The sequence below is a fragment of the Pontibacter deserti genome (assembly GCF_023630255.1).
Classification (GTDB): domain Bacteria; phylum Bacteroidota; class Bacteroidia; order Cytophagales; family Hymenobacteraceae; genus Pontibacter; species Pontibacter deserti.
The window spans coordinates 2,301,382-2,321,751 of record NZ_JALPRS010000001.1; the positions used below are offsets into that span (position 1 = coordinate 2,301,382).

General features: G+C 45.1%; 21 protein-coding genes. 14 read left to right on the forward strand and 7 right to left on the reverse strand.

The features are described 5' to 3' along the window. Position 1: 1 nt before the first annotated feature. The gene (locus MJ612_RS10100; protein WP_250419117.1) at positions 2-883 is read right to left on the reverse strand and encodes an ATP-grasp domain-containing protein; all 882 of its coding nucleotides are present in this window, start codon (positions 881-883) and stop codon (positions 2-4) included. Between the two features lie 133 nt (positions 884-1,016). On the opposite strand from MJ612_RS10100, the gene MJ612_RS10105 reads away from it, so the two are divergent. The 5 genes from MJ612_RS10105 to MJ612_RS10125 all read left to right on the forward strand — a co-directional run bounded on the left by MJ612_RS10105 (position 1,017) and on the right by MJ612_RS10125 (position 6,917). Continuing rightward, entirely contained in the window at positions 1,017-1,649 is a 633-nt protein-coding gene (locus MJ612_RS10105; protein WP_187033355.1) for a hypothetical protein, read from the forward strand. Positions 1,650-1,775: 126 nt separating this feature from the next. After that, positions 1,776-2,228 (forward strand): D-aminoacyl-tRNA deacylase, encoded by a 453-nt coding sequence (dtd, locus tag MJ612_RS10110; protein WP_187033356.1) that lies wholly within the window; start codon positions 1,776-1,778, stop codon positions 2,226-2,228. Between the two features lie 77 nt (positions 2,229-2,305). Further along, positions 2,306-3,229 carry a hypothetical protein gene (locus MJ612_RS10115; RefSeq protein WP_187033357.1) on the forward strand — a complete coding sequence of 308 codons (924 nt, stop codon included), beginning with the start codon at positions 2,306-2,308 and terminating at the stop codon, positions 3,227-3,229. Positions 3,230-3,238: 9 nt separating this feature from the next. Then, positions 3,239-3,565, forward strand: a complete 327-nt coding sequence (locus MJ612_RS10120; RefSeq protein ID WP_187033358.1) for a nucleotide pyrophosphohydrolase — start codon at positions 3,239-3,241, stop codon at positions 3,563-3,565. Between the two features lie 328 nt (positions 3,566-3,893). Further along, positions 3,894-6,917, forward strand: a complete 3,024-nt coding sequence (locus MJ612_RS10125; RefSeq protein WP_187033359.1) for a PD40 domain-containing protein — start codon at positions 3,894-3,896, stop codon at positions 6,915-6,917. Between the two features lie 76 nt (positions 6,918-6,993). On the opposite strand, the gene MJ612_RS10130 is transcribed toward MJ612_RS10125, so the two are convergent. From MJ612_RS10130 to MJ612_RS10150, 5 genes are all read right to left on the reverse strand, one after another. Then, a complete protein-coding gene (locus MJ612_RS10130) occupies positions 6,994-7,719 on the reverse strand; it encodes a 2-phosphosulfolactate phosphatase (RefSeq protein ID WP_187033360.1) in 726 nt (241 codons plus the stop codon). Positions 7,720-7,796: 77 nt separating this feature from the next. Then, a complete protein-coding gene (gene gcvT / locus MJ612_RS10135) occupies positions 7,797-8,885 on the reverse strand; it encodes a glycine cleavage system aminomethyltransferase GcvT (protein WP_187033361.1) in 1,089 nt (362 codons plus the stop codon). Between the two features lie 94 nt (positions 8,886-8,979). Further along, positions 8,980-10,686 (reverse strand): sodium:solute symporter, encoded by a 1,707-nt coding sequence (locus tag MJ612_RS10140; RefSeq protein ID WP_187033362.1) that lies wholly within the window; start codon positions 10,684-10,686, stop codon positions 8,980-8,982. Beyond that, positions 10,683-10,829, reverse strand: a complete 147-nt coding sequence (locus tag MJ612_RS10145; RefSeq protein WP_187033363.1) for a hypothetical protein — start codon at positions 10,827-10,829, stop codon at positions 10,683-10,685. Before MJ612_RS10145 ends, MJ612_RS10140 begins: the two co-directional genes overlap by 4 nt. A 68-nt stretch (positions 10,830-10,897) precedes the next feature. Further along, a complete protein-coding gene (locus tag MJ612_RS10150; protein ID WP_187033364.1) occupies positions 10,898-13,438 on the reverse strand; it encodes a PIG-L family deacetylase in 2,541 nt (846 codons plus the stop codon). 473 nt (positions 13,439-13,911) lie between these two features. Between MJ612_RS10150 and MJ612_RS10155 the strand changes: the two genes are divergently transcribed. The 3 genes from MJ612_RS10155 (at position 13,912) to MJ612_RS10165 (ending at position 15,921) form a co-directional block, all read left to right on the forward strand. After that, a complete protein-coding gene (locus tag MJ612_RS10155) occupies positions 13,912-14,607 on the forward strand; it encodes a hypothetical protein (RefSeq protein ID WP_187033365.1) in 696 nt (231 codons plus the stop codon). A 270-nt stretch (positions 14,608-14,877) separates the two neighbouring features. Next, a complete protein-coding gene (locus tag MJ612_RS10160) occupies positions 14,878-15,216 on the forward strand; it encodes a DUF3221 domain-containing protein (RefSeq protein WP_187033366.1) in 339 nt (112 codons plus the stop codon). A 261-nt stretch (positions 15,217-15,477) separates the two neighbouring features. Then, positions 15,478-15,921 carry a hypothetical protein gene (locus MJ612_RS10165; RefSeq protein WP_187033367.1) on the forward strand — a complete coding sequence of 148 codons (444 nt, stop codon included), beginning with the start codon at positions 15,478-15,480 and terminating at the stop codon, positions 15,919-15,921. A gap of 17 nt (positions 15,922-15,938) precedes the next feature. Here the strand turns inward: MJ612_RS10165 and MJ612_RS10170 are convergent, their stop codons facing one another. Beyond that, positions 15,939-16,136 (reverse strand): hypothetical protein, encoded by a 198-nt coding sequence (locus tag MJ612_RS10170; RefSeq protein WP_187033368.1) that lies wholly within the window; start codon positions 16,134-16,136, stop codon positions 15,939-15,941. A gap of 268 nt (positions 16,137-16,404) precedes the next feature. Between MJ612_RS10170 and MJ612_RS10175 the strand changes: the two genes are divergently transcribed. The 6 genes from MJ612_RS10175 to MJ612_RS10200 all read left to right on the forward strand — a co-directional run bounded on the left by MJ612_RS10175 (position 16,405) and on the right by MJ612_RS10200 (position 20,369). Beyond that, positions 16,405-16,968: a vitamin K epoxide reductase family protein gene (locus MJ612_RS10175; protein ID WP_187033369.1), complete on the forward strand. Its 564-nt coding sequence runs from the start codon at positions 16,405-16,407 to the stop codon at positions 16,966-16,968. Further along, positions 16,952-17,359, forward strand: coding sequence for an SPW repeat domain-containing protein (locus MJ612_RS10180; protein ID WP_250419118.1), 408 nt, complete (start codon positions 16,952-16,954; stop codon positions 17,357-17,359). Before MJ612_RS10175 ends, MJ612_RS10180 begins: the two co-directional genes overlap by 17 nt. Positions 17,360-17,483: 124 nt before the next feature. Then, positions 17,484-18,431 (forward strand): alpha/beta fold hydrolase, encoded by a 948-nt coding sequence (locus tag MJ612_RS10185; RefSeq protein WP_187033370.1) that lies wholly within the window; start codon positions 17,484-17,486, stop codon positions 18,429-18,431. 19 nt (positions 18,432-18,450) lie between these two features. Further along, positions 18,451-19,362, forward strand: a complete 912-nt coding sequence (locus MJ612_RS10190) for a DUF1349 domain-containing protein (RefSeq protein WP_187033371.1) — start codon at positions 18,451-18,453, stop codon at positions 19,360-19,362. A 105-nt stretch (positions 19,363-19,467) separates the two neighbouring features. Next, positions 19,468-20,121 (forward strand): alpha/beta fold hydrolase, encoded by a 654-nt coding sequence (locus MJ612_RS10195; RefSeq protein WP_187033372.1) that lies wholly within the window; start codon positions 19,468-19,470, stop codon positions 20,119-20,121. Then, a complete protein-coding gene (locus MJ612_RS10200; protein WP_187033373.1) occupies positions 20,118-20,369 on the forward strand; it encodes a hypothetical protein in 252 nt (83 codons plus the stop codon). The genes MJ612_RS10195 and MJ612_RS10200 overlap by 4 nt, the downstream gene beginning before the upstream one ends. Position 20,370 lies beyond the last annotated feature (1 nt).

Consider the following 20,370-nt stretch of genomic DNA (forward strand, 5'->3'; position numbering starts at 1 on the left):
CTTACTGTAGTTGCGCCATCAGTGCCTGGTAATATCGTTCCAGGCTGCCTGGTGATGTGCCAAGGAAGAGGAACGGCTCGATCAGCTCCAACTCCATCAGTACCAGTTTGCTGTTGAGTGCTACGCCATCCACACGGGCATACAGGCAGTCTTTCGCAAATTTATCTACAATGTGCTGTGCGCTGGCCAGCAGCGTTGCCGGTGGTGTTGGGGTGTGTATGGTACCTCCGAAAAAGTGCTGTACTCTAAAGTCGCCGGGTTTGGCAGTTTTTAATACCGTGTGGCTATAGTTGCCGTTAAAGAAAATAAACGACCACTCACCGGCTGTTTTAATTTCTTCTATAAACGGTTGCGCCAAAAATGGCTCCTGCTGCAGCAGTTGGTTTATTTGTTCTGTTTTCTCTACCGCTTCTTCTTGAGTTAAAGCAAACGTATTTTTTGCCCCACCGCTAACACGAGGCTTCACTATTATTTTCTCACTTCCTAACTGAGCAAAGGCGGCAGCAGCATTAAACTCTTCTCCCTGCTCCAGCCACACAGTTGGCACTATCGTTACGCCCTGCGCTTCCAGGTCTTTAAAGTATATTTTATCAGCGTTCCAGCGGACAGTTTTTACAGGGTTCAGTACTTTACAGCCTGCTGCTTCCACTTTATCCAGCCAGGTATAAAATGCATCAATCTTATCAAAGTAATCCCACGGCGATTTAATGATCAGGGCATCAAACTGGCTCCAGTCTACGTTTTCATCATCCCATACCTGCCACGAAACAGTCAGCCCTTTTTCTTTCAGAAACTGGTATAAACGCTCGTCTTCTGAGTCGGCGTTGGCAGTGTAGCTACCCAGGCTTTCACAAGTTATCAGCGCTATTTGTTGTATTTGCATAATTGTATCATATTTGCTGCGAAATTATACTTTGGGCAGCGCAGAAACTATAGTAGCAGGCACTTTTAGTAAAACTTTTAAGCGCCTGGTTCTCGTATGTGAGGTATAAATCTTACCCTATTCCCCTGATACCATGTTTACCCTGCTCTGCAACAGCTTTAACTATAAGTACGCCCTACGCATACGGCTGCTTGCGCTGTTGTTTTTTGTGCATTCTGTTGCCACAGCCTGTACAACGGAGCAACCTCATGAAGATAACGCCTCCCCTGTTTCACGTGAACCAATAGATACTACTTCTGTTCGTGCGCCACGCCGTGCTTCTGCAACTATAGAGTTTCTGGGTAATCCTTTTATTGCCAGTGTGACGCAAAGCAATTCGCTTAGCGCTTATTTTGATAAAATTCAGGATGATTTCTCAGTGGATGCAGATGCGATTGAGAACCGTCATCGACCGGATATAACCGACACCATTTACACGATCCATTTTGGTAACTCCATGATGGAGCTTTACGCACCAACGCAATCTGGTAAGTTACTGCTGCAGGTAGCTGATATCCGGAACAGCAGTATAACACTGCGCAACAACCTGCGCGTAGGCATGACCCAACAGGAACTAACCGGCAGGCTAAAAGCTCAGAACGTAAACATTCAGCAATCTCCGGATAAAATTGTAGCCTCTACCAAAGATGGTGCGCCTATCTCGCTATACTTCTTCCTGAAGAATGGTAAAGTTTCCCGTATCCTGTACGAAGGTTATGTAGACTGATTTCAGTTAGCAGTTAACAGTTACCATTTGTTAATCTCTCAAATCTTCATTTCCAAATTTCCACATCTTCAGATTTTCAAATCTGCTATCTTTGCCAGCAATCAGTAATTAACAACCAGCAATCAAATGCGTGTAGTGGTTCAGCGGGTAACGCAGGCATCCGTAACTATAAACAACCAAATAAAAGGTGAGATTGGGTTAGGGCTTTTAGTTTTAGCCGGTTTTACCCCCACCGATACCGACGAAGACCTGAAATGGACAGCTGGCAAGGTGGCCCAACTCCGTATATTCAGTGATGCAGACGACAAAATGAACCTGAGCTTACAGGATGTGCAGGGCGATATGTTGGTGATCAGCCAGTTTACCCTATTTGCCAATACTAAAAAAGGAAACCGGCCTTCTTACATTAATGCCGCCCCGCCAGCCATTGCTATCCCCCTTTACGAACAGTTTATAGTTTTTCTGGAGGCTGCCTTAGGCAAGAAAGTACAGACCGGTGAGTTTGGCGCCGACATGAAAGTTGCTTTGCTTAATGATGGCCCGGTAACGATAACTATAGATTCCCAGAACAAAGAATAAATATAATTTAATATCCTTATTATTTAATTTTGCAGGATACGTATATTCAGCTATAGTTATACTTTAGCTGTCTGTATATGAGCACTTTTGCTGCTGTTATCCGCCAATCTATACTTACCTGCAGCTTTATAGTGCTGGTAAGTATAGCTTCCCCGCTATTCGCACAAACCGATACTACCAAAGCCCAAGCACCTGCTCCTCAGCGCTGGCTTGTCGAGACCAAAGACGGCTCGGTTTACCAGGGTATATTTCTGGGGCAGGATGAAAAAGGGATACGCCTGCGAACAGCAAGTGCAGGTGAAATAACCATCCCGATGGACCAGGTAAAAAGCACCCGCATACTGGATGAACGCAACTTTAAGAACGGAGAATACTGGTTTGAGAACCCAAATGCTACCCGTTATCTTTTCGGGCCATCAGCCTATAGTTTACGGAAGGGCGAAGCGTATTACCAGAACACTTACCTGGTGCTAAACTCTTTCAACTATGGCGTTACCAATAACTTTACCATTGGCGGCGGCTTCGAACTTATATCTACTTTTACCGGAGAACCTACCTTTTTTATTACTCCTAAATATGCATTCCCGATTGCCGAAAAATGGCGGGCGGGCGCAGGCGTACTTTACCTGACCACCACCCTCGGCGATGATGAGTCTGAAGATGACTTTTCAGGTATGGGTATTGGCTATAGTGTTCTAACTTACGGCAATACAGATAACAATGCTACTATAGGCTTAGGTTATGGATTTGTAGACAGCGAACTGGCTGACAGACCAGTAATTACGATAAGTGGCATGACACGATTGAGCCGCAGGTTCGGTTTGGTATCAGAGAACTGGATAGTACCGGAAGAAAGTATTGGTGGCGTGTTTTCTTACGGTATCCGCCACATGGGCGAACGCATTACCGTAGATCTTGCCTTTATCAATAACCGGGAAATAGCCGAAAGTATAGCTATAGGTATACCTTATGTGGATTTTGTAGTTAAATTCGGGAAATAAAATCTCCCGATGACCATACAGGAAGCCCAACAGGTAGTTGATAACTGGATAAAAGAAAACGGTGTGCGCTATTTCAGCGAACTAACCAATATGGCCATACTTACCGAAGAAGTAGGCGAAGTAGCCCGCATCATCTCTCGTCAGTACGGTGAGCAATCGTTCAAGAAAAGCGATGAAGGCAAACAACTAGGCGATGAGTTGGCCGACGTACTTTTTGTACTGATCTGCCTTGCAAACCAGACAGGTATTAACTTAACAGAGGCACTGCAGAAGAACCTCGAAAAGAAGACCTCCCGCGACAGCCAGCGCCATAAACAAAACGATAAACTAAAGTAAGCTTCCCCAACTGCTGATAACCGCCAAAGCTAAAAGTTATACCTGCTGAAAGTATAACTGTGTATTTCTGTGCCTTGCCTATACTTAAAATAAAAACTGCTCCCCCAAAATCCTACCACTCTACATACAAAAAATACTGCGTTATACGTATATAATTTATATGCTAAACTGTATTATCTGCTGTTAAAAAACAGGCAGTTATTTCTCTTTTGTTGGATTGTTTTTGGGACGATGCTGCTATCGGAAAAACACATTACCAAACACCGATGCAGCTCTTATTTTAAGAGAATGTATGTATAAGAGTTATTTACAAATAGGTGTATGGGTTTTGATATTTCTGCTTCTTGGGGCAGAGCCAATGCAGGCACAATATTTCGGGCGTAACAAACCCATTTACAAAGACCTTGATTTTAAGGTGCTCGAAAGTCCGCACTTCCGGTTATACCACTACTTCCAGGACCAGGAGGATGCATCCAGAGTTATCCAGGACTCTGAGCGTTGGTACAAGCTACACTATCAGGTTCTGAAGAGTTCTTTTCTGGAGCCAAACCCGCTTATCATCTATAAAAACCACGCTGACTTTCAGGCCACTACAGCCATAACCGGCGAAATCGGTATTGGTACAGGAGGTGTTACCGAGGGTATGAAGAACCGTGTGGTTATGCCGGTCACATTGTCGAACAAACAGACAGACCACGTGCTGGGGCACGAAATGGTGCATGCTTTCCAGTATAATTTGCTCCGCACCGGCGACTCCACTTCAATATCATCTGTTCGTAACCTGCCCCTCTGGATGGTTGAAGGCCTGGCAGAGTACATGTCGATTGGTAGTACAGACCCTAACACGGCTATGTGGATGCGGGATGCAGTACTGAATAAAGATATACCCACTCTTAGGGATCTTACGCGAAAGCCGGAATACTTTCCTTACCGTTGGGGTCAGGCTTTCTGGTCGTTTGTGGCAGGCACCTGGGGCGATGGCGTAATCAGACCTCTGTTTATGGCAACAGCAATCTATGGATATGAAGAGGCCATAGAACTTGTATTGAGAACAGATGCCAAGACACTAGGCAGTATGTGGAGGAAACAGCTGGAGGACTACTATGCGCCATATATGGCTAAAGCGCAGAAGAGCATGACAGGCACAAAGCTGCTCCACCGGGAAAATGCCGGCGAAATGAACATTAGCCCAATGCTGAGCCCGAATGGCAAGTACATTGCTTATCTCTCGGAACAGGATGTAATTTCGCTGGAATTGTTTCTGGCCGATGCTAAAACCGGAAAAAAAATCAAACGACTATCCAAGAGAATACAGCAAGGAGATATAGATAACATTAATTTTCTTGAATCGGCAGGAACATGGTCTCCTTTTGGAGAACACTTTGCATTTAGTGTTTACAGTAAAGGTCGTAACCAGTTAGCTATTTTAGATGTAGCAAAAGCAAAGATTATCGATGAGTTCGACATACCCGGTGTGGAGGCTTTCAGTTACCCTGCCTGGTCACCGGATGGTAACAGCATAGTGGTGTCAGGTTTGGTAGAAGGGCAGAGTGATTTATACCTGTATAACCTGCGCACCCGCAAAACCACACAGCTCACAAATGATGCATTCAGCGACCTGATGCCTTCCTGGTCAGGAGACGGTAGCCGCCTTGTTTTCTCCAGCGACCGCCCTATACAGAGCCAGGTAGTAGGGTCTGGCAAGCTCTCCAATAATCTTACTGAACTGGTAATAAGCACTGGTGAAATAAAAGTACATAATGTATTTAGTGGTGCTGATAACCTGAACCCTGTTTTTGAGCCAAACGGCAATTCAGTTCTGTTCCTCTCTGACCGTGACGGCTTCCGGAACATGTACCGCTACAACCTGGACAACGAAAGCGTAGCGCAACTAACAGATTATGTAACAGGCATTAGCGGCATTACTTCTTTTTCTCCGGCTATCAGCATTGCCCGCAACGAGGCTACAGTTGCTTATTCCTATTACCTGAAAGGAGATTACATCATATACACAGCACCTCTGAATGCCTTTACCGCTACACCCGTAGATGCCCGCGAAGTTGATTTTAAAGCAGCCGTGCTACCACCACAGGAGCGGATCAGGCCTATAGTAGATGCAAACCTGGCAACGGTTTATACTCCTGCCACCACTGGTCGTGCTGAAACACCTGTAAAAGAGCTTACATATAAACCTCAGTTCAAGCTCGATAACATCAGTAACATTGCAGGTGTGGGCGTGAGCAGCGGACCTTTTGGCACTGGTATTCAGGGAGGTGTAAACATGCTTTTCAGTGATATTGTAGGCAAGAACCAATTATTTGCGGCTGCCTCACTAAATGGCGAGATCTATGATTTTGGCGCACAAGTAGCTTACCTGCGGCAGGTTGGCAGGTTGCAATGGGGAGCTATTGCAGGAAACGTTCCTTATCAGTCAGCTACTTTTGGCTATGCAATTGATACTATCCAGATCGGAGAAGATAAATTTATAGTTGACAATCTGATCATGCAGCAGATCAGGACTTACCAACGGCAGTTTGCCTTAATAGGCAATTATATACTCAGCACCACACGCCGCTTCGAGTTTGGAGGAGGTATTTCCCATTATAGTTTCCGGATAGACCAATACAACAACTATTACTTTGGCAACGCTTACATTCGCACCGACAAAGAACGGCTTGATGCTCCGGATGGATTTGCATTTGAGCAAGTATATGGCGCCTATGTAGGCGATAATTCCTTGTTCGGCCTTACCTCGCCACTGGATGGTAGGCGTTACAGGTTACATGCTGAGCGTTACTTCGGCGAGTTCAACATCTGGACGTTTATTGCAGATTACCGCCAGTATTTCTTTGTAAGGCCGTTTGCACTTGCTTTCAGGGTGCTGCATCAGGGTCGTTACGGCGAAGACGCAGAAAGTAACCAGTTAGCTCCACTTACTATCGCTTACCCAACTTATATCCGCGGATTTGGTAATGAGTATATTTCCAGAAGCCAGGAGATAGGCAATGGTATTACGTTCAACAACTTGTATGGCAGCCGGGTAGCTGTAGCTAATGCCGAGATCAGGTTACCTTTTACAGGACCGGAGCGATTGGCAGCTTTAAAATCAGATATACTTTTTACAGACCTTAACTTATTTGTTGATGGTGGTATTGCCTGGAGTAGCGAACGAAGCGTTGAAGAGGATCAGTTCTCTGGCTCTATTAACTATAAACCACTTATAAGCACAGGCCTATCGTTGCGCGTTAACCTATTCGGCTATATGGTAATAGAACCTTACTATGCCATACCAATAGAAAAGAACGGACGAGAGCTTGCGAACTTTGGGGTAAACTTTGCTCCTGGCTGGTAATCAGCTTAGTATAAAGTATAAAGGCCGGTCTAAAACCGGCCTTTATACTTTAACTGCAATTTATACTTGCTATACCTTAAGCAAATGTATGTTTTGCCCGCAGGTCTACCAAACGGTCATTTTTCCAGACTGGCAGTACGTTATACTTATCATGCAACAGGCAAAACTCGATGTCCTTGTGTATTTCAAGGTTCTCGAGGCGGCGCACATGCGAAGACTGACGCAGAAAAGTAACCAGATCATTTTTAGCAGTCTGGTACAAGTATAGCGCAGCCAGTGTCGCATCGTTCTCAAAACCAAACGAATCCTGAAGTCTTTCAGCCAGCGCACCGGCATACAGTGTATCTTCCAGGTTAAATTTGCCTTTCCAGCCGGCACAAACGACCAATACATCCAGTTGCAGTTCTTTCAGGTGATTTACTACAGCCTGAAGATTTAAGAAAGAGCCAATTATAATTTCATCAGCCTCCATCGATAAATGGATAGCGCGTGTGCCGTTGGTGGTGGTAATGGCTATAGTTCTGCCCTGCACATTACCATTCATGTAAGTAAATGGTGAGTTGCCCAGGTCGAAGCCTTCGGCTTTTATGCCGTCACGCTCGGCAGCTATCAGGCAGCCTTTTTCGGCATAGGCCTGACATTCTTCCAGCTTCATTACCGGAATAATATCAGTAGCGCCATGTGCAAACGCCGTAACCATAGTTGAGGTAGCACGAAGTATATCCACAGCTACAACAGCTTTTCCCTTCAGATCATACAAGTGCAACAGCTCCGGGCTGAAACACACATCTATACTTGGCATCTTTTTAGACTTAAGATTTAAGACACAAGATCTAAAACTTATATTGTCTTTAATCTTGTGTCCTGAGTCCTTTAAAACTATTTTTTAAGGATCGGCAGTTTTACGATCTGTCCTTTCATGTCTTTGTTACGCACGCGGATGAAGATCTCGGTGCCCGGTTTGCTATACTCGGTAGTTACATAGCCCATACCAATCCCTTTGCCCATTGATGGCGACATGGTACCTGAAGTTACTTCACCGATCTGCTCACCAGCTTCGTTCACGATCTCGTAATGTGCTCTTGGGATAGCTTTTTCCAGCATCTCGAAACCAACCAGCTTACGTTTTACGCCAGCTTCTTTCTGCGCTTTCAGGTTCTCAGAATTGGTAAACTCCTTGTCGAATTTTGTGATCCAGCCAAGGCCAGCCTCCAGCGGAGAAGTTGTATCGTTTATGTCGTTACCGTACAGGCAGAAACCCATTTCAAGGCGCAATGTGTCGCGGGCACCTAAACCGATTGGCTTAATTCCGTGCTCCTTACCAGCTTCCATAATAGCATCGAAAACACGCTTGGCATCTTCGTTCTTCACGTAGATCTCGAAACCGCCTGAACCAGTATAACCTGTAGCTGAAACAATTACGTCTTTAACGCCGGCAAACTCACCTTTATCAAACGTATAGTATACCATGTTGGCAAGGTCCAGCTTCGTAAGCGATTGTAATGCATCCACAGTTTTAGGGCCCTGCACTGCAAACAGCGACATCTCATCTGAAATGTTTGTAAGCTTTACACCACCTGTGTTATACTTGCTTACCCAGTCCCAGTCTTTATCGATGTTAGAGGCATTTACTACCAGCATATAATCTTCTTCGCCCAAGCAATAAACCAACAGGTCATCTACAATACCACCCTGCTCGTTTGGGAAGCAAGAATACTGTACTTTGCCGGGTGTTAGTTTAGAAGCATCATTAGAGGTAATGCGCTGGATCAGGTCCAATGCGCCTGGGCCCTGCACCAGGAACTCGCCCATATGCGACACATCAAAAATACCTACTGCATTACGTACTGCATTATGCTCATCCATATCAGATGAGTAGCGAACTGGCATATTATAACCGGCAAAAGGCACCATTTTAGCGCCAAGTGCTTCGTGTACATCGTTTAAAGCTATTTTCTTTAATTCCATGGTTTATACTTTACTCAAGTGGTTGTGCGGCAAAAGTAACTAAACTTTTTTATTGCTGATGGCTGAATTGTTAAATTGTTGATGACCAGGTAAACTATACATTAACCAACTCTTTTTCTTTCTTCCCGATGATGCTCTGAAGTATAAACCCGAACAGAATCACGCATACACAGCCGATTACGTTAAACCACAGGAAAGCAATCTCGGTGAAATAGAAGCAGTATAGTACCACCAGTTCGGCAAGTATAGCTGCATAGAAAACCGCGTTGCCCTTAATGCGCTTGAAGTAGAAAGCCACCAGGAAAATGCCAAGTATAGTTCCGTAGAAAATAGAGCCGATGATGTTCACTGCCTGAATCAGGTTATCGAGCATGGACGCAAACGTGGCAAAAAGTATAGCGATAACTCCCCAGGCTACTGTAAATAGCTTGGATGCATTTACATAATGTATCGGGCTGCCATTCGGGTTGATGGAGCGTTTGTAAATGTCTACCACTGTCGTTGATGCCAGCGCATTCATTTCAGAAGCTACCGACGACATAGCTGCCGCAAAAATCACTGCCAGTAATAATCCCACCAATCCGGCAGGCAGGTATTTCATCACAAAAGAGATAAAAACGTAATCGGTGTCTTTGGTTTCGGCGTTGGGTACAGCCTTCGTGATCAGGGCTTTTACATCTTCGCGTACTTCTTTTCCGGCTGCGTTCAGGGTTTCTACTTTCGTTTCGGCAGTGGCAATAGCGGCTTCGTCTTCTGCTTTTAGGGCTGATACCAAACCCTGCATGGCCTGCTGTTTTTCCGTGAAGATGGAAGTATAGTTTGCTTCCAGCTTACGCAGGTCAGTGGCGTGTTCGGTGGCGTATACTTTGCTTTTGGTGCCTTCGTTAAAGAAAACTGGCGGCTCGTTAAACTGGTAAAACACAAACACCATTACCCCGATAAACAGGATCATGAACTGCATCGGAATCTTCAATAAGCCATTAAACAGCAAACCCAACCGGCTCTCTCCTATCGATTTACCGCCTAAGTAACGCGCCACCTGGCTCTGGTCAGTCCCGAAGTAGGACAGCGCCAGAAACAAGCCACCCGTAATCCCGGACCAGAAATTATAACGGTCATCCCAATCAAAAGAGAAGTCCACTACATTCATTTTGCCCAGCGAACCCGCCACATTAACAGCATCCGTAAAACCTACATTATCGGGCAGGTAGCGCACTACCATAATTCCGGCAATAACCATCCCGCCTATCATCACAGCCATCTGTTGCTTTTGGGTTACGCTTACCGCTTTCGAGCCTCCCGACATGGTATAGATAATCACTACTACTCCTATTACCAGGTTGGTTATAGTTAAACTCCAGCCCAGCACCGTACTAAGTATAATAGATGGCGCATAAATAGTGATACCTGCTGCCAGCCCACGCTGCACCAGGAAAAGCAATGCCGCCAGCGAGCGCGTTTTCAGGTCGAAGCGGTTCTCTAAAAACTCATAGGCTGTGTATACATTCAGCTTATAAAAAATAGGGATTACAGTGATAGAAATGATGACCATGGCAATCGGCAAACCGAAGTAGAACTGTATAAAGCGCATCCCGTCTTCGTAGGCCTGCCCGGGTGTGGAAAGAAAAGTGATTGCGCTGGCTTGCGTAGCCATGATAGACAACCCGATGGTCCACCATTTCATGGAGTTATCGCCTTTCAGGTAGCCTTCAATATCTTTGCTTCCACGTGTTTTCCAGATGCCATAAATCACGATGAAGCCTATGGTGCCCAGCAGCACAATCCAGTCTAAAGGTCTCATTCGTAAATTTTGGTGATGATGTAGAACAGAACGATCATAAATGCCAGGTTGCCCAGCACCAGCCAGTACATCCCGCTCCAGGATTTAAAGAATGGAGGTTTATGAATTGCCGGCTCTTCGTCTACAGGGTGATTATCTTTCATGGTTATTATCTTGACAAAGGACTCAACTATAACTATAATCTTTTGTCCTCTGTCTAAAGGCCTTTTGTCTATTTTATACTTGATTTAGCTGCATTGCCGGAGCCGTTGTTTCTGCCCAGCGAGATCAGGTTTACGAACAGGCGGTAAGCACCCGGCACACCGGCAGGCAACTCCCTGAACCATGAGTAGCCGGTATAAATGTAGTTGCCTTTACCATACTTGGCTACCAGCAAACCACCATCACGGGCAGGCTCGCCCGGGTCGTTCGAGGAAAGTATAGCTTCGTATTCCGGGCTCCACTCGTTCGGAAAGTATAAGCCACGCTCCTGCACCCAACCTTCAAAATCCTTCTTGGTGATCTTGTTTGGAAGGTTCAGCACCGGGTGGTTTGGTTTCAGGAAGCGTACTTCGGCTTCTTCCACAGTTACTCTGTCCCGGGAAAGTTTGAGTTGATATGGCCCTATATTTGGCATCACCAGCGCATGGTTGGTATTATACTGCACAATCAGGTTACCACCGATCTTCACATATTCCATTAAAGTTGGCTGATGATGTTTTAACCTGTCTACGGTATTGTAAGCACGCACACCAAGTATAATCGCATCGAACTGTTGTAGGTAATTAAGGCGCATATCGCTGTCACGGAGCATGGTTACGTCGTAACCGATCTGGCGAAGGCTGGTAGGTATGTCGTCGCCGGCACCCATCACATAACCAATTTTCTGTCCGTCCTTTTTCAGGTCTAGCTTCACGATTTTGGCCGTTGCCTCCGGGAAAGTGATTTGCGCAGGTATGTGGCTATAGCTGATCTCGTTCAGGCTCTGGTTATACTTCTTTCCGTCTATAGTTGCGATGGCTTTTAGTTCTGCTTCGTGCTGTCCTTTAGGTGGCGTCACTGTAAATGCAGCATTTTGCTCTGCCCCTTTGGTCTGAAGGTTAAAAGCTATACTTTCCGGCTCCACTTTCCAGCCTTTTGGTAAACTTAATACTACATTCCCTGATACATTAGCTCTTCCGGCTTTTACGCGCACATTTACCTGCTTCGGCTCCTGGTCGGCAAACATGTATACCCCTTCGGCAACATTCACAAATACAGGAGGCGTTACTACAAATGGTCGGTACACTTCTCCTTCCACAGGGTCGGTGCGTTTGTATACTACCGGTACTGTTACTTCCAAAGGCTCACCTGCTACTGTTAAGTTAAAAATTACCTGCGCAGCAGGGTCATTCTCAGGCTTGCCCACATTATCCAGGCCATCCACTGCAAACATACCTAACGTGCCTGTCTTTCGTAGCCAGTAAGGTTGAGAATAAGCCATAGTTGCCGGCAGTTTTATTGTGGTGCTGTATTTAAACAGGTTGTTGGCTGAAAACTCATTTTGCAAGGTGGTATCCTTTGCAGCAAATTTATAGTTGACCGATTTTAGAGTTACCGGTATTGCTGAACGGTTAATAGCCTCGATGTTAAAAGCTACAGGCTGGCCGGGAGTAACGGCATAATCGGCAGCTGTTACCTCTAAGTATAAACCCAGTGCATCCTGAATCACTTCGTTTATCGCTTCGGTCTTTAGTTTTTTCCAGTGGTTATCTGGTAACTTCTGAAGCTCTTTTCGGGCAACCAATAAAGTCGGAACTATAGTTGAAGGCTCAGTTGGCTTATAGCTATCAATCGCTTTCTGAATTAACTTTTCTACTTTATCGCTGCCTTTTACACGGTTCCAGCTAGTGCTTATGCCTTCCAGTAATTCTTTATCGGCTTTGGTGCCTTTGGTGTGTTGCAGGTATTCTATACTTGTGCCGCGTGCCGCTGATGCCCCAAACCCCTGGCTTTTGTGCATGCTTCGGCTGGCCGCCGCAATTTCGCCATACGATTCGCCCAGCAACGGATTATAGCCACCCACATCCACTTTCAGCAGTTTATCTACATACTTATCAAACTCGGTCTGGCTGCCAAACGACCATACGCCTGTATTCCAAAGCAAACGTTTCGGTTGCCATACTTCCACATATTTCAGTTGTTCCGGGAAACGCTTCGGGTCGGCAGCAGCTGTAAAGGCTTCTTCGGCAAGTATAGCCGAGGCTGTGTGTTGCCCGTGGCCAGCACGCTCATCTGGCGGGAAACGAGTGATCATCACATCCGGTCTGAAGTTTCGGATAACCCAGACCATATCGGCCAGCACCTGTTCCTTCTCCCAGATACGGAATGTTTCTTCTGCATTTTTAGAAAAACCAAAGTCGTTGGCGCGGGTAAAGAACTGCACCCCGCCATCAGTGCGGCGGGCCTGCAACAACTCTTGTGTGCGTATTATGCCCAAACCTTCACTTATCTCCGGCCCGATCAGGTTCTGGCCACCATCGCCGCGGGTTATAGATAAGTAGCCTGTGTTGTAAAGTTTCTCGTTACTCAGGTAGGTTATCAGGCGGGTGTTTTCATCGTCGGGGTGTGCGGCCACATATAGCACCGTCCCAAGCACGTTCAGTTTTTTGAGCTTGTGCAGAATATCAGCCGATGAAGCTTTGGCAGGAGCCTGTGCATGTATGATTGCAGTAGAAGCAACTAAAATGCAGAATGCAAGCACCAGCCGGAATACTAAAGACAAGAGTTTCATAGTTATAGTTTGCGCCAATAATTGTTAAGCAAGCTGTGCACCTGCCTGTTAGTAAAGCTAATCATTTTGATTAATTTTTAGTAAAATACCCTTAATCAAACTGACAGAAAGTATATATTAACAGACAGAAAGCACTACAAATAATGCATATTTATACTCTGCTGAAATAAATTTTTATTTATCGGAACTAAAATTTTACAATTATCCTAGTTAATAAAGGATCATTCCGGTTTATAACACAGCTTATATTAGTAATCTTTAATATAAAAATAAAAAAATACAGAATGTTGCAACTATATATTCCATCTGCTATGTTTGTAGAACACAAAGAACTTTTTGATTTTTTTTGTTAAAAACGCGTTGAGGTTTTCTTAGGACATAAATCGAAACAGAATGTGAAAAGCTCGGCACAAATTGATAACACAATTTGGCTTTTACATTCTTAGTTCTTGTTCTTATTTTACAGACTACTTATGGCAAACCAACAAGTAAGCAAGATAGAGGACTTCGCGTTCGACTATCTTAAAAACTATTACACCCAACAGTGTTACGCTAATAACATACTTGTTGGTCAGTCTGAAAAGACGAAGCGCGGAAATACTACCGATGGTATTCTGGCATTTAAGCAAACCACCGGTAACGTATTTGTTGCAAATATCAGCATGCAGCAATCCGAAGCACTTACCAATTTAGTAGTTAACTATAAAAAGAACGGTTTAGGCTGGTTTAGGCTTATCACCCCACTACTTGTGGCTGCAGCCTGCTTTTTTATAGGCAGAAGCACTGGTAATCTGCTAATTATGCTGATAGCACCCGTAATTTTCGCGCCTTTCGGCTTTATCCTACACGCGTATCTGTTAAAGAAATACCGCTTCCGCCAGGTAGAGAAACTGGTAGATCAGGCAAAGCAGTATCCTGCTAACGATCAGTGGATAGGTTTATCCATCAGCAGCCTGATGTTCCGTAAAAACCTACTGGCCACTGAGTTACTGGAGGTATGTAATAGAAAAGGCGTAGGACTTATTACGGTAGGCCAACGTTCCAAAGTAATAATGATGAAGAAGCCAAAATCTGCTACCTGCCGTCGCGGAGACTTTTTATCTCATTATGCATCTGACGAAAATATTCGCAAAGCTATTGAAGGAGACCATGTACTGCGCGTAGCGTAACTGAGCTTCTTCTAAATAAAAAGCCCCATGTTTCAAACTATATGAAACATGGGGCTTTTTATATTAGTACAATAATTAACTATTATATACGCAAGACATATATAGCACTAAGCTCAACGAGCTCATGGTAAATAGTAAGGCTTTAAACTTTATGTGTTTTAATGAGCTGGAGCCAGGGCAATTGCAAGGCTAGTATGTAATAAATTTTATTTAACCAGATGTACTGTGATTCCTCTCTATAAATACCTGCTCTTTTGTATATCTATACTTTTGCTGACTAACTGCCGGGGAGATGAGCCTAAGCGTATGCCTGATACAGTGCCTGATATTAATGGTAGCATTACAAGCTTAACCGAAACCGAAGCAGAAGGAAGCAAAATAACCGCACAGCTCCTGGTAGAAGCAAAAGAAGGTAGCCGGGCAACTTATCCTAGTGCAAGTATAAAAGTAGACCATAATACCCTTATAGAGAATAATGAAGGGAAACGAATTAAAGCAGGTCTGTTACAAGAGGGCCAGGAGGTAGAGGTTTGGTTTGATGGACCTGTAAGAGAATCGATGCCGGTACAAGCTACCGCAAAAGCTATACGTGTAAGCTTACGTCCGTAATATTTTTAGAAGCCGAAGCTCACCCAACTGCAGCTTTCCAAAGCATCCTCACTTGCTTTTAATGCTGGTCCGGAGTTGTAACCTTAGACTTAAAGTACAGAAACACTAACTATACTTACTTCCCCGTTGCCCATCCGTATAAATACTGGCTAAACATTTACAGGTATATAGCTGAAGAAATCAGCTTTCCAAAGTTTAGTGTTCAGCTACTTATTACAATAACTCCCTCTGTTATCCGATAATTTAAGCAACCTGCACTACATGAAAGAAGCTCAACTGATCCAGACAAAATTAGTTAACACACAGGGCGAGAAATACCTAACTATAACTCAGGGCCCGGATTATATTTATGCCAAATGGAGAGGGCACATTACGGCAGATGATGTAGTAAACGCAGCTAAAGCTTTTCTGGAATACATGAAAGAACACCCCTGCACTAAATTACTAAATGATAAATCTGAAGTAACCGGCGACTGGCAGGATGCCAACGACTGGCTGGAGTTTGACTGGCTGCCTGCCGTTTACCATGCAGGTTTACGATGCATGGCTCACATCTACTCTCACAGCATGTTTAGCCAACTTTCTGCCCGCGATCTGCGGGATCGGGTTATGCCTCCTTTGCTTATGCAGAACTTCCTAGATTTTGATTCTGCAGAGAAATGGATACTAAACTGCGGCAAGCATACATCAGATTCTCCAGCCTGACAGATACTAAACCCTGATTAGCGAATGTTAGCTGCTATAGCGGCAGGAGCTTCATAAACAACCTCTATGGTATCTAAGGCTATAGTTGCTACCGGCTCTTCGGCAGGTATGATAACTACCTGACTAGTGGTGGCAGGTTTTGCAACGCTTGTAACATCCTGGCAAACAAGACCAAAACCAAATAAAGAAGCGGATAAAAGAACTAAAATTTTCATAATGGTAAGTGTTAATAGTGAGTTAAACATTTAATTACTGTTGCAAATATATTATACAGTACTATGCATTGCAAGCTACTGTTTCATGTTGTACTACTAACTTATACCAACAACCTGTTTTTCTCCGTGAACAGCTAATTTAAGCAGATTAAAAATTAGCCCGGAAGAATCAAGAAATCTTGTGGAAGTATAAGGCAGCCTTCTTTACTTAAGCTGAACACAGCTCTGTCGCTCACGTAGTTACATACATTCATCTGTAAAGCATACTATGAGCGACCTCGACACTGCCATACCGCCCGGCTGGAGCTATAATCCGGCCACCTGGACCCAGCGCCTGCCTATTGTAGGCTTAGCTATACTTGGTTTAGCCGCTGCTACTTACCTGGGCCTTTTCCAGTTAAAGCTTATACCTACCGTTTGGGAGCCTTTTTTTGGTAATGGCAGCCAAAAGATCCTTACATCCGGGGTTTCTAAAATATTGCCCATACCTGATGCTTTATTAGGTGCTTTTGGTTACCTGGTAGATGCCGTAGCCGGTTTAATCGGCGGAATAAGAAGGTGGCGCACCATGCCCTGGATTGTGATTCTGTTCGGGATAATGATTGGTCCGCTGGGTATGATCAGTATACTTCTGGTGGTGTTGCAGCCTGTTTTGTACGATGCCTGGTGTACGCTGTGTTTGTTTTCAGCGGTGATCTCTGTGTTAATGATTGGCCCGGCTATGGATGAGATGCTGGCCAGCCTGCAGTACATGAAACGGGTAAAAGATGCAAACGGCTCGCTCTGGAAGGCATTCTGGGGATATAAAGAAGTATATGAAAAGGCAATTTAATATGTGGGCACAAATCATTAATGCTATACTTGGCATCTGGCTTACGGTCTCCCCTGCCATACTTGGTCTCTCAGACGATAAAACCATTTCAAACAACGCGCATATAGTGGGCCCTGTTATTGCATCTTTCGCTGTTATTGCCATCTGGGAAGCAACGCGTGTGGTACGGTTATATAATGTGCCGCTGGCCTTATGGTTGCTGCTGGCACCGTGGGTGTTGGGTTACGATCAAACTACAGCTATCATCAACGATATGGTAACAGGGGTAGCGGTTTTAGGATTAAGCATGGTAAAAGGTAAGATAGAGGGCACATACGGTGGTGGCTGGTCAGCTATCTGGCACCGCAATTCGCTGCATACCACTGAAGCCAGAAGACAACCAAGAGTATAAAGAGGATTTCAGAGCTATAGCGCTGTAAATAGCTTATTTACTCAATTTATAGGAGCAGCAGATACAACCTAAAGTATAAAATCTTATTTTAGAGTTACTATTACCTACGCTACCCTATAAGACTATGAAATTTAAAGCCACACACGTGGCTGTTGCTGCTGTAAGTACGCTTATAGTGGCCACAGCCTTCCTTATCCGTGCAGACATCCCTGCCGAAGAACTAAAAACAAAGTATAGCTCCCCTGCCTCACGCTTCATAAGTATAGATGGCGCCAATTTGCATTACCGCGACGAAGGACACGGTACACCAATTATACTTCTGCATGGCACAGCTGCCTCGCTTAACACCTGGGACGGATGGACTGCTGAACTGAGTAAAAGCTACCGTGTACTGCGCCTCGACTTGCCCGCCTTTGGTTTGACCGGCAGAAACACTACGGATAACTATACCATAGATTATTACACCAACCTGCTGCTGCACTTCCTGGATGAACAAGGTATAAAGAAAGCACACATTGCGGGTAGCTCGCTTGGCGGACAGATTGCCTATGACTTTGCAGCAACACACCCAGAGCGCGTACAAAAACTTATACTTATATCGCCCACCGGCGTAACCAATGCCAACGACAAGAGCATTTCCATGCCATTTCTGATGGCGCAAACCCCGTTACTAAAGCACTCGCTCAAGTATGTTACACCACGGTTTATAGTTGAGAAAAGCCTGAAGGAAATATATGGCGACGACTCTAAACTTACAGATGAAGCCATAACGCTGAGCCATGAGATGCTGCTGCGCGAAGAAAACCGCGAAGCTTTTATTGCCCGCGTAAATACAAAAGATGCGGATAACCTGCATAAACTGGCACAACTACAGGCGCCCACTTTTATACTCTGGGGCGAGGCCGATGCCTGGGTGCCAGCTACAGATGCAGCTCATTTCCAGCAAAGTATAAAAGGCTCCCGATTAAAAGTATACCCGGGCGCAGGCCACATTCCTATGGAAGAACTGCCACAGCAAACCGTACAGGATGCGCTCCTATTCCTGAACAGCGACTTGGCCTTAAATAACTAAACCTATACTTAATCTGACTATGAAAAAGATGCTATTACTGGCAGCTGCCTTATGTTGCGCAACCGCTGCCTCGGCGCAACCAACCAACGCCACGCCACCTACCGCTAACCTGCCTGCCCTGAACGACGAGTTTAACAGCACCAAACTTACCGATGGCTGGAAGAACTTTCATGAAGTGGAAGGCTGGGTAAATAAAATGATAAAGCAGGATGTGAACAGCACCAGCAAAGGCCATTTATACTTTGAGCCGGGCACCTCTGGGTGGTTTGCAGACCAACAGGCACCTTTTATGTTTAAAGAAATAACCGGTGATTTTGATGTGCGGGTGCGCATGAAAGTATCCGGCAGAAAAGGCGATGTGCCGCAATCACAGTGGTCGCTGGCTGGCCTGATGGCACGCGCTCCCAAGCGTGGCGGAAAAGACACCTGGAAACCTGGCGAAGAGAACTGGATGTTTATGACGACCGGCATCGCCGAAGAACTGGGCAAACCGGTTATAGAGACCAAGAAAACCATCAGCAGCCATTCGTCTCTGAAACTGCGCCCTGCTAAACTCGACTGGATCGAAATGCGCCTGGTACGCGTGGGACCATCGTTTGTGCTGCTTTACAAGTACGACAACGACAAAACCTGGACTGTGCGCGAACGCTTTTACAATGTTGATATGCCACGCACTTTACAGGTCGGCCTGATCGGTTACACCAACTCGTATGCCGTAGATAACAAGATAAAATTCGGAGATCCGGTAACGTATAACAACACCACTTACGACCACCTGGGCAACCCGGATCTGGCTGTGCGCGTGGATTACATTCGTTTCCAGAAGCCGAAAGTAGAGTTTGGTAAAAGCTGGCTGGCATCGGTAGCCGAAAACAACCTGACAGACTATAGTTTAAGCAATGATGAGTTGCTGAAATTGGTAGGAAACTAAACCCTGGCTTCTTCAGGCTGTTTATACTTATAAACTCAGGCAAACTATACAAAGCCGTAATTCTGGCTATTTTATTGTATAGTTTCCTGAATTACCTGTCACAATATGAGCACTGTATACTTTGTAAGCGGTTTGGGGGCAGATGAGCGCATGTTCCATCACCTGCATATTAAGTGCAAGCACATCGAACATGTCCGCTGGATTCCACCTAAGCCTGATGAGCCGCTACATGAGTATGCCAAACGCCTGTTGCCCCAGATCCATCATCCGCACCCTATCCTGATCGGTATGTCGTTTGGAGGGGTTATAGCCATTGAACTGGCCAAGATCATCGAGGCAAAAGAAACCATCCTGATTTCCAGTATGGCCAGCAGCAAATCGTTACCCTGGTACTATCACCTCATGGGTTGGCTCCGGCTACACGATATTATACCCGTATCGCTTATGAAGCGCTTTCATTTTATTGCGCCTATACTTTTTGGAGCTTCCAGCTATCACGAGAAATCCACCCTGAAAGAGGTGATACTTGAAACTGATCCGGTTTTTCTGCGCTGGGCTATCGGGCAGCTGCTGCTGTGGCACCAACCTGACCATTACGAGCATGTAACAATGATACACGGCACTGCTGACCATATCTTACCGATCCGGGAGCATCCGAATATTATAAAGATAAAAAACGCCGGTCATTTAATGGTTTTGAGCCATGCTAAAGAGATAAGTGCTATCTTAGACGATTTAATCGGAGATTGTACCTCATGACAGACAAGAACAAATACATTGCTAAAACTATAAACGGCCCCGAAGTAGAGCTTACACAGGCTACCATCATCAGAAGCAACAACCTATACCCGTTTGGTAAGCACAACTATGCTATTTATGAGACCCCGAATGGCCAGTTTGTAAAAGGCATGAACAACGGCGAGCGTGAAATTATGCTTACCTCCTACGAACTGATTGAGGAAAGTGAAGCCCGCAACTATAACCACCCATATTACCGCGAAGACTAAA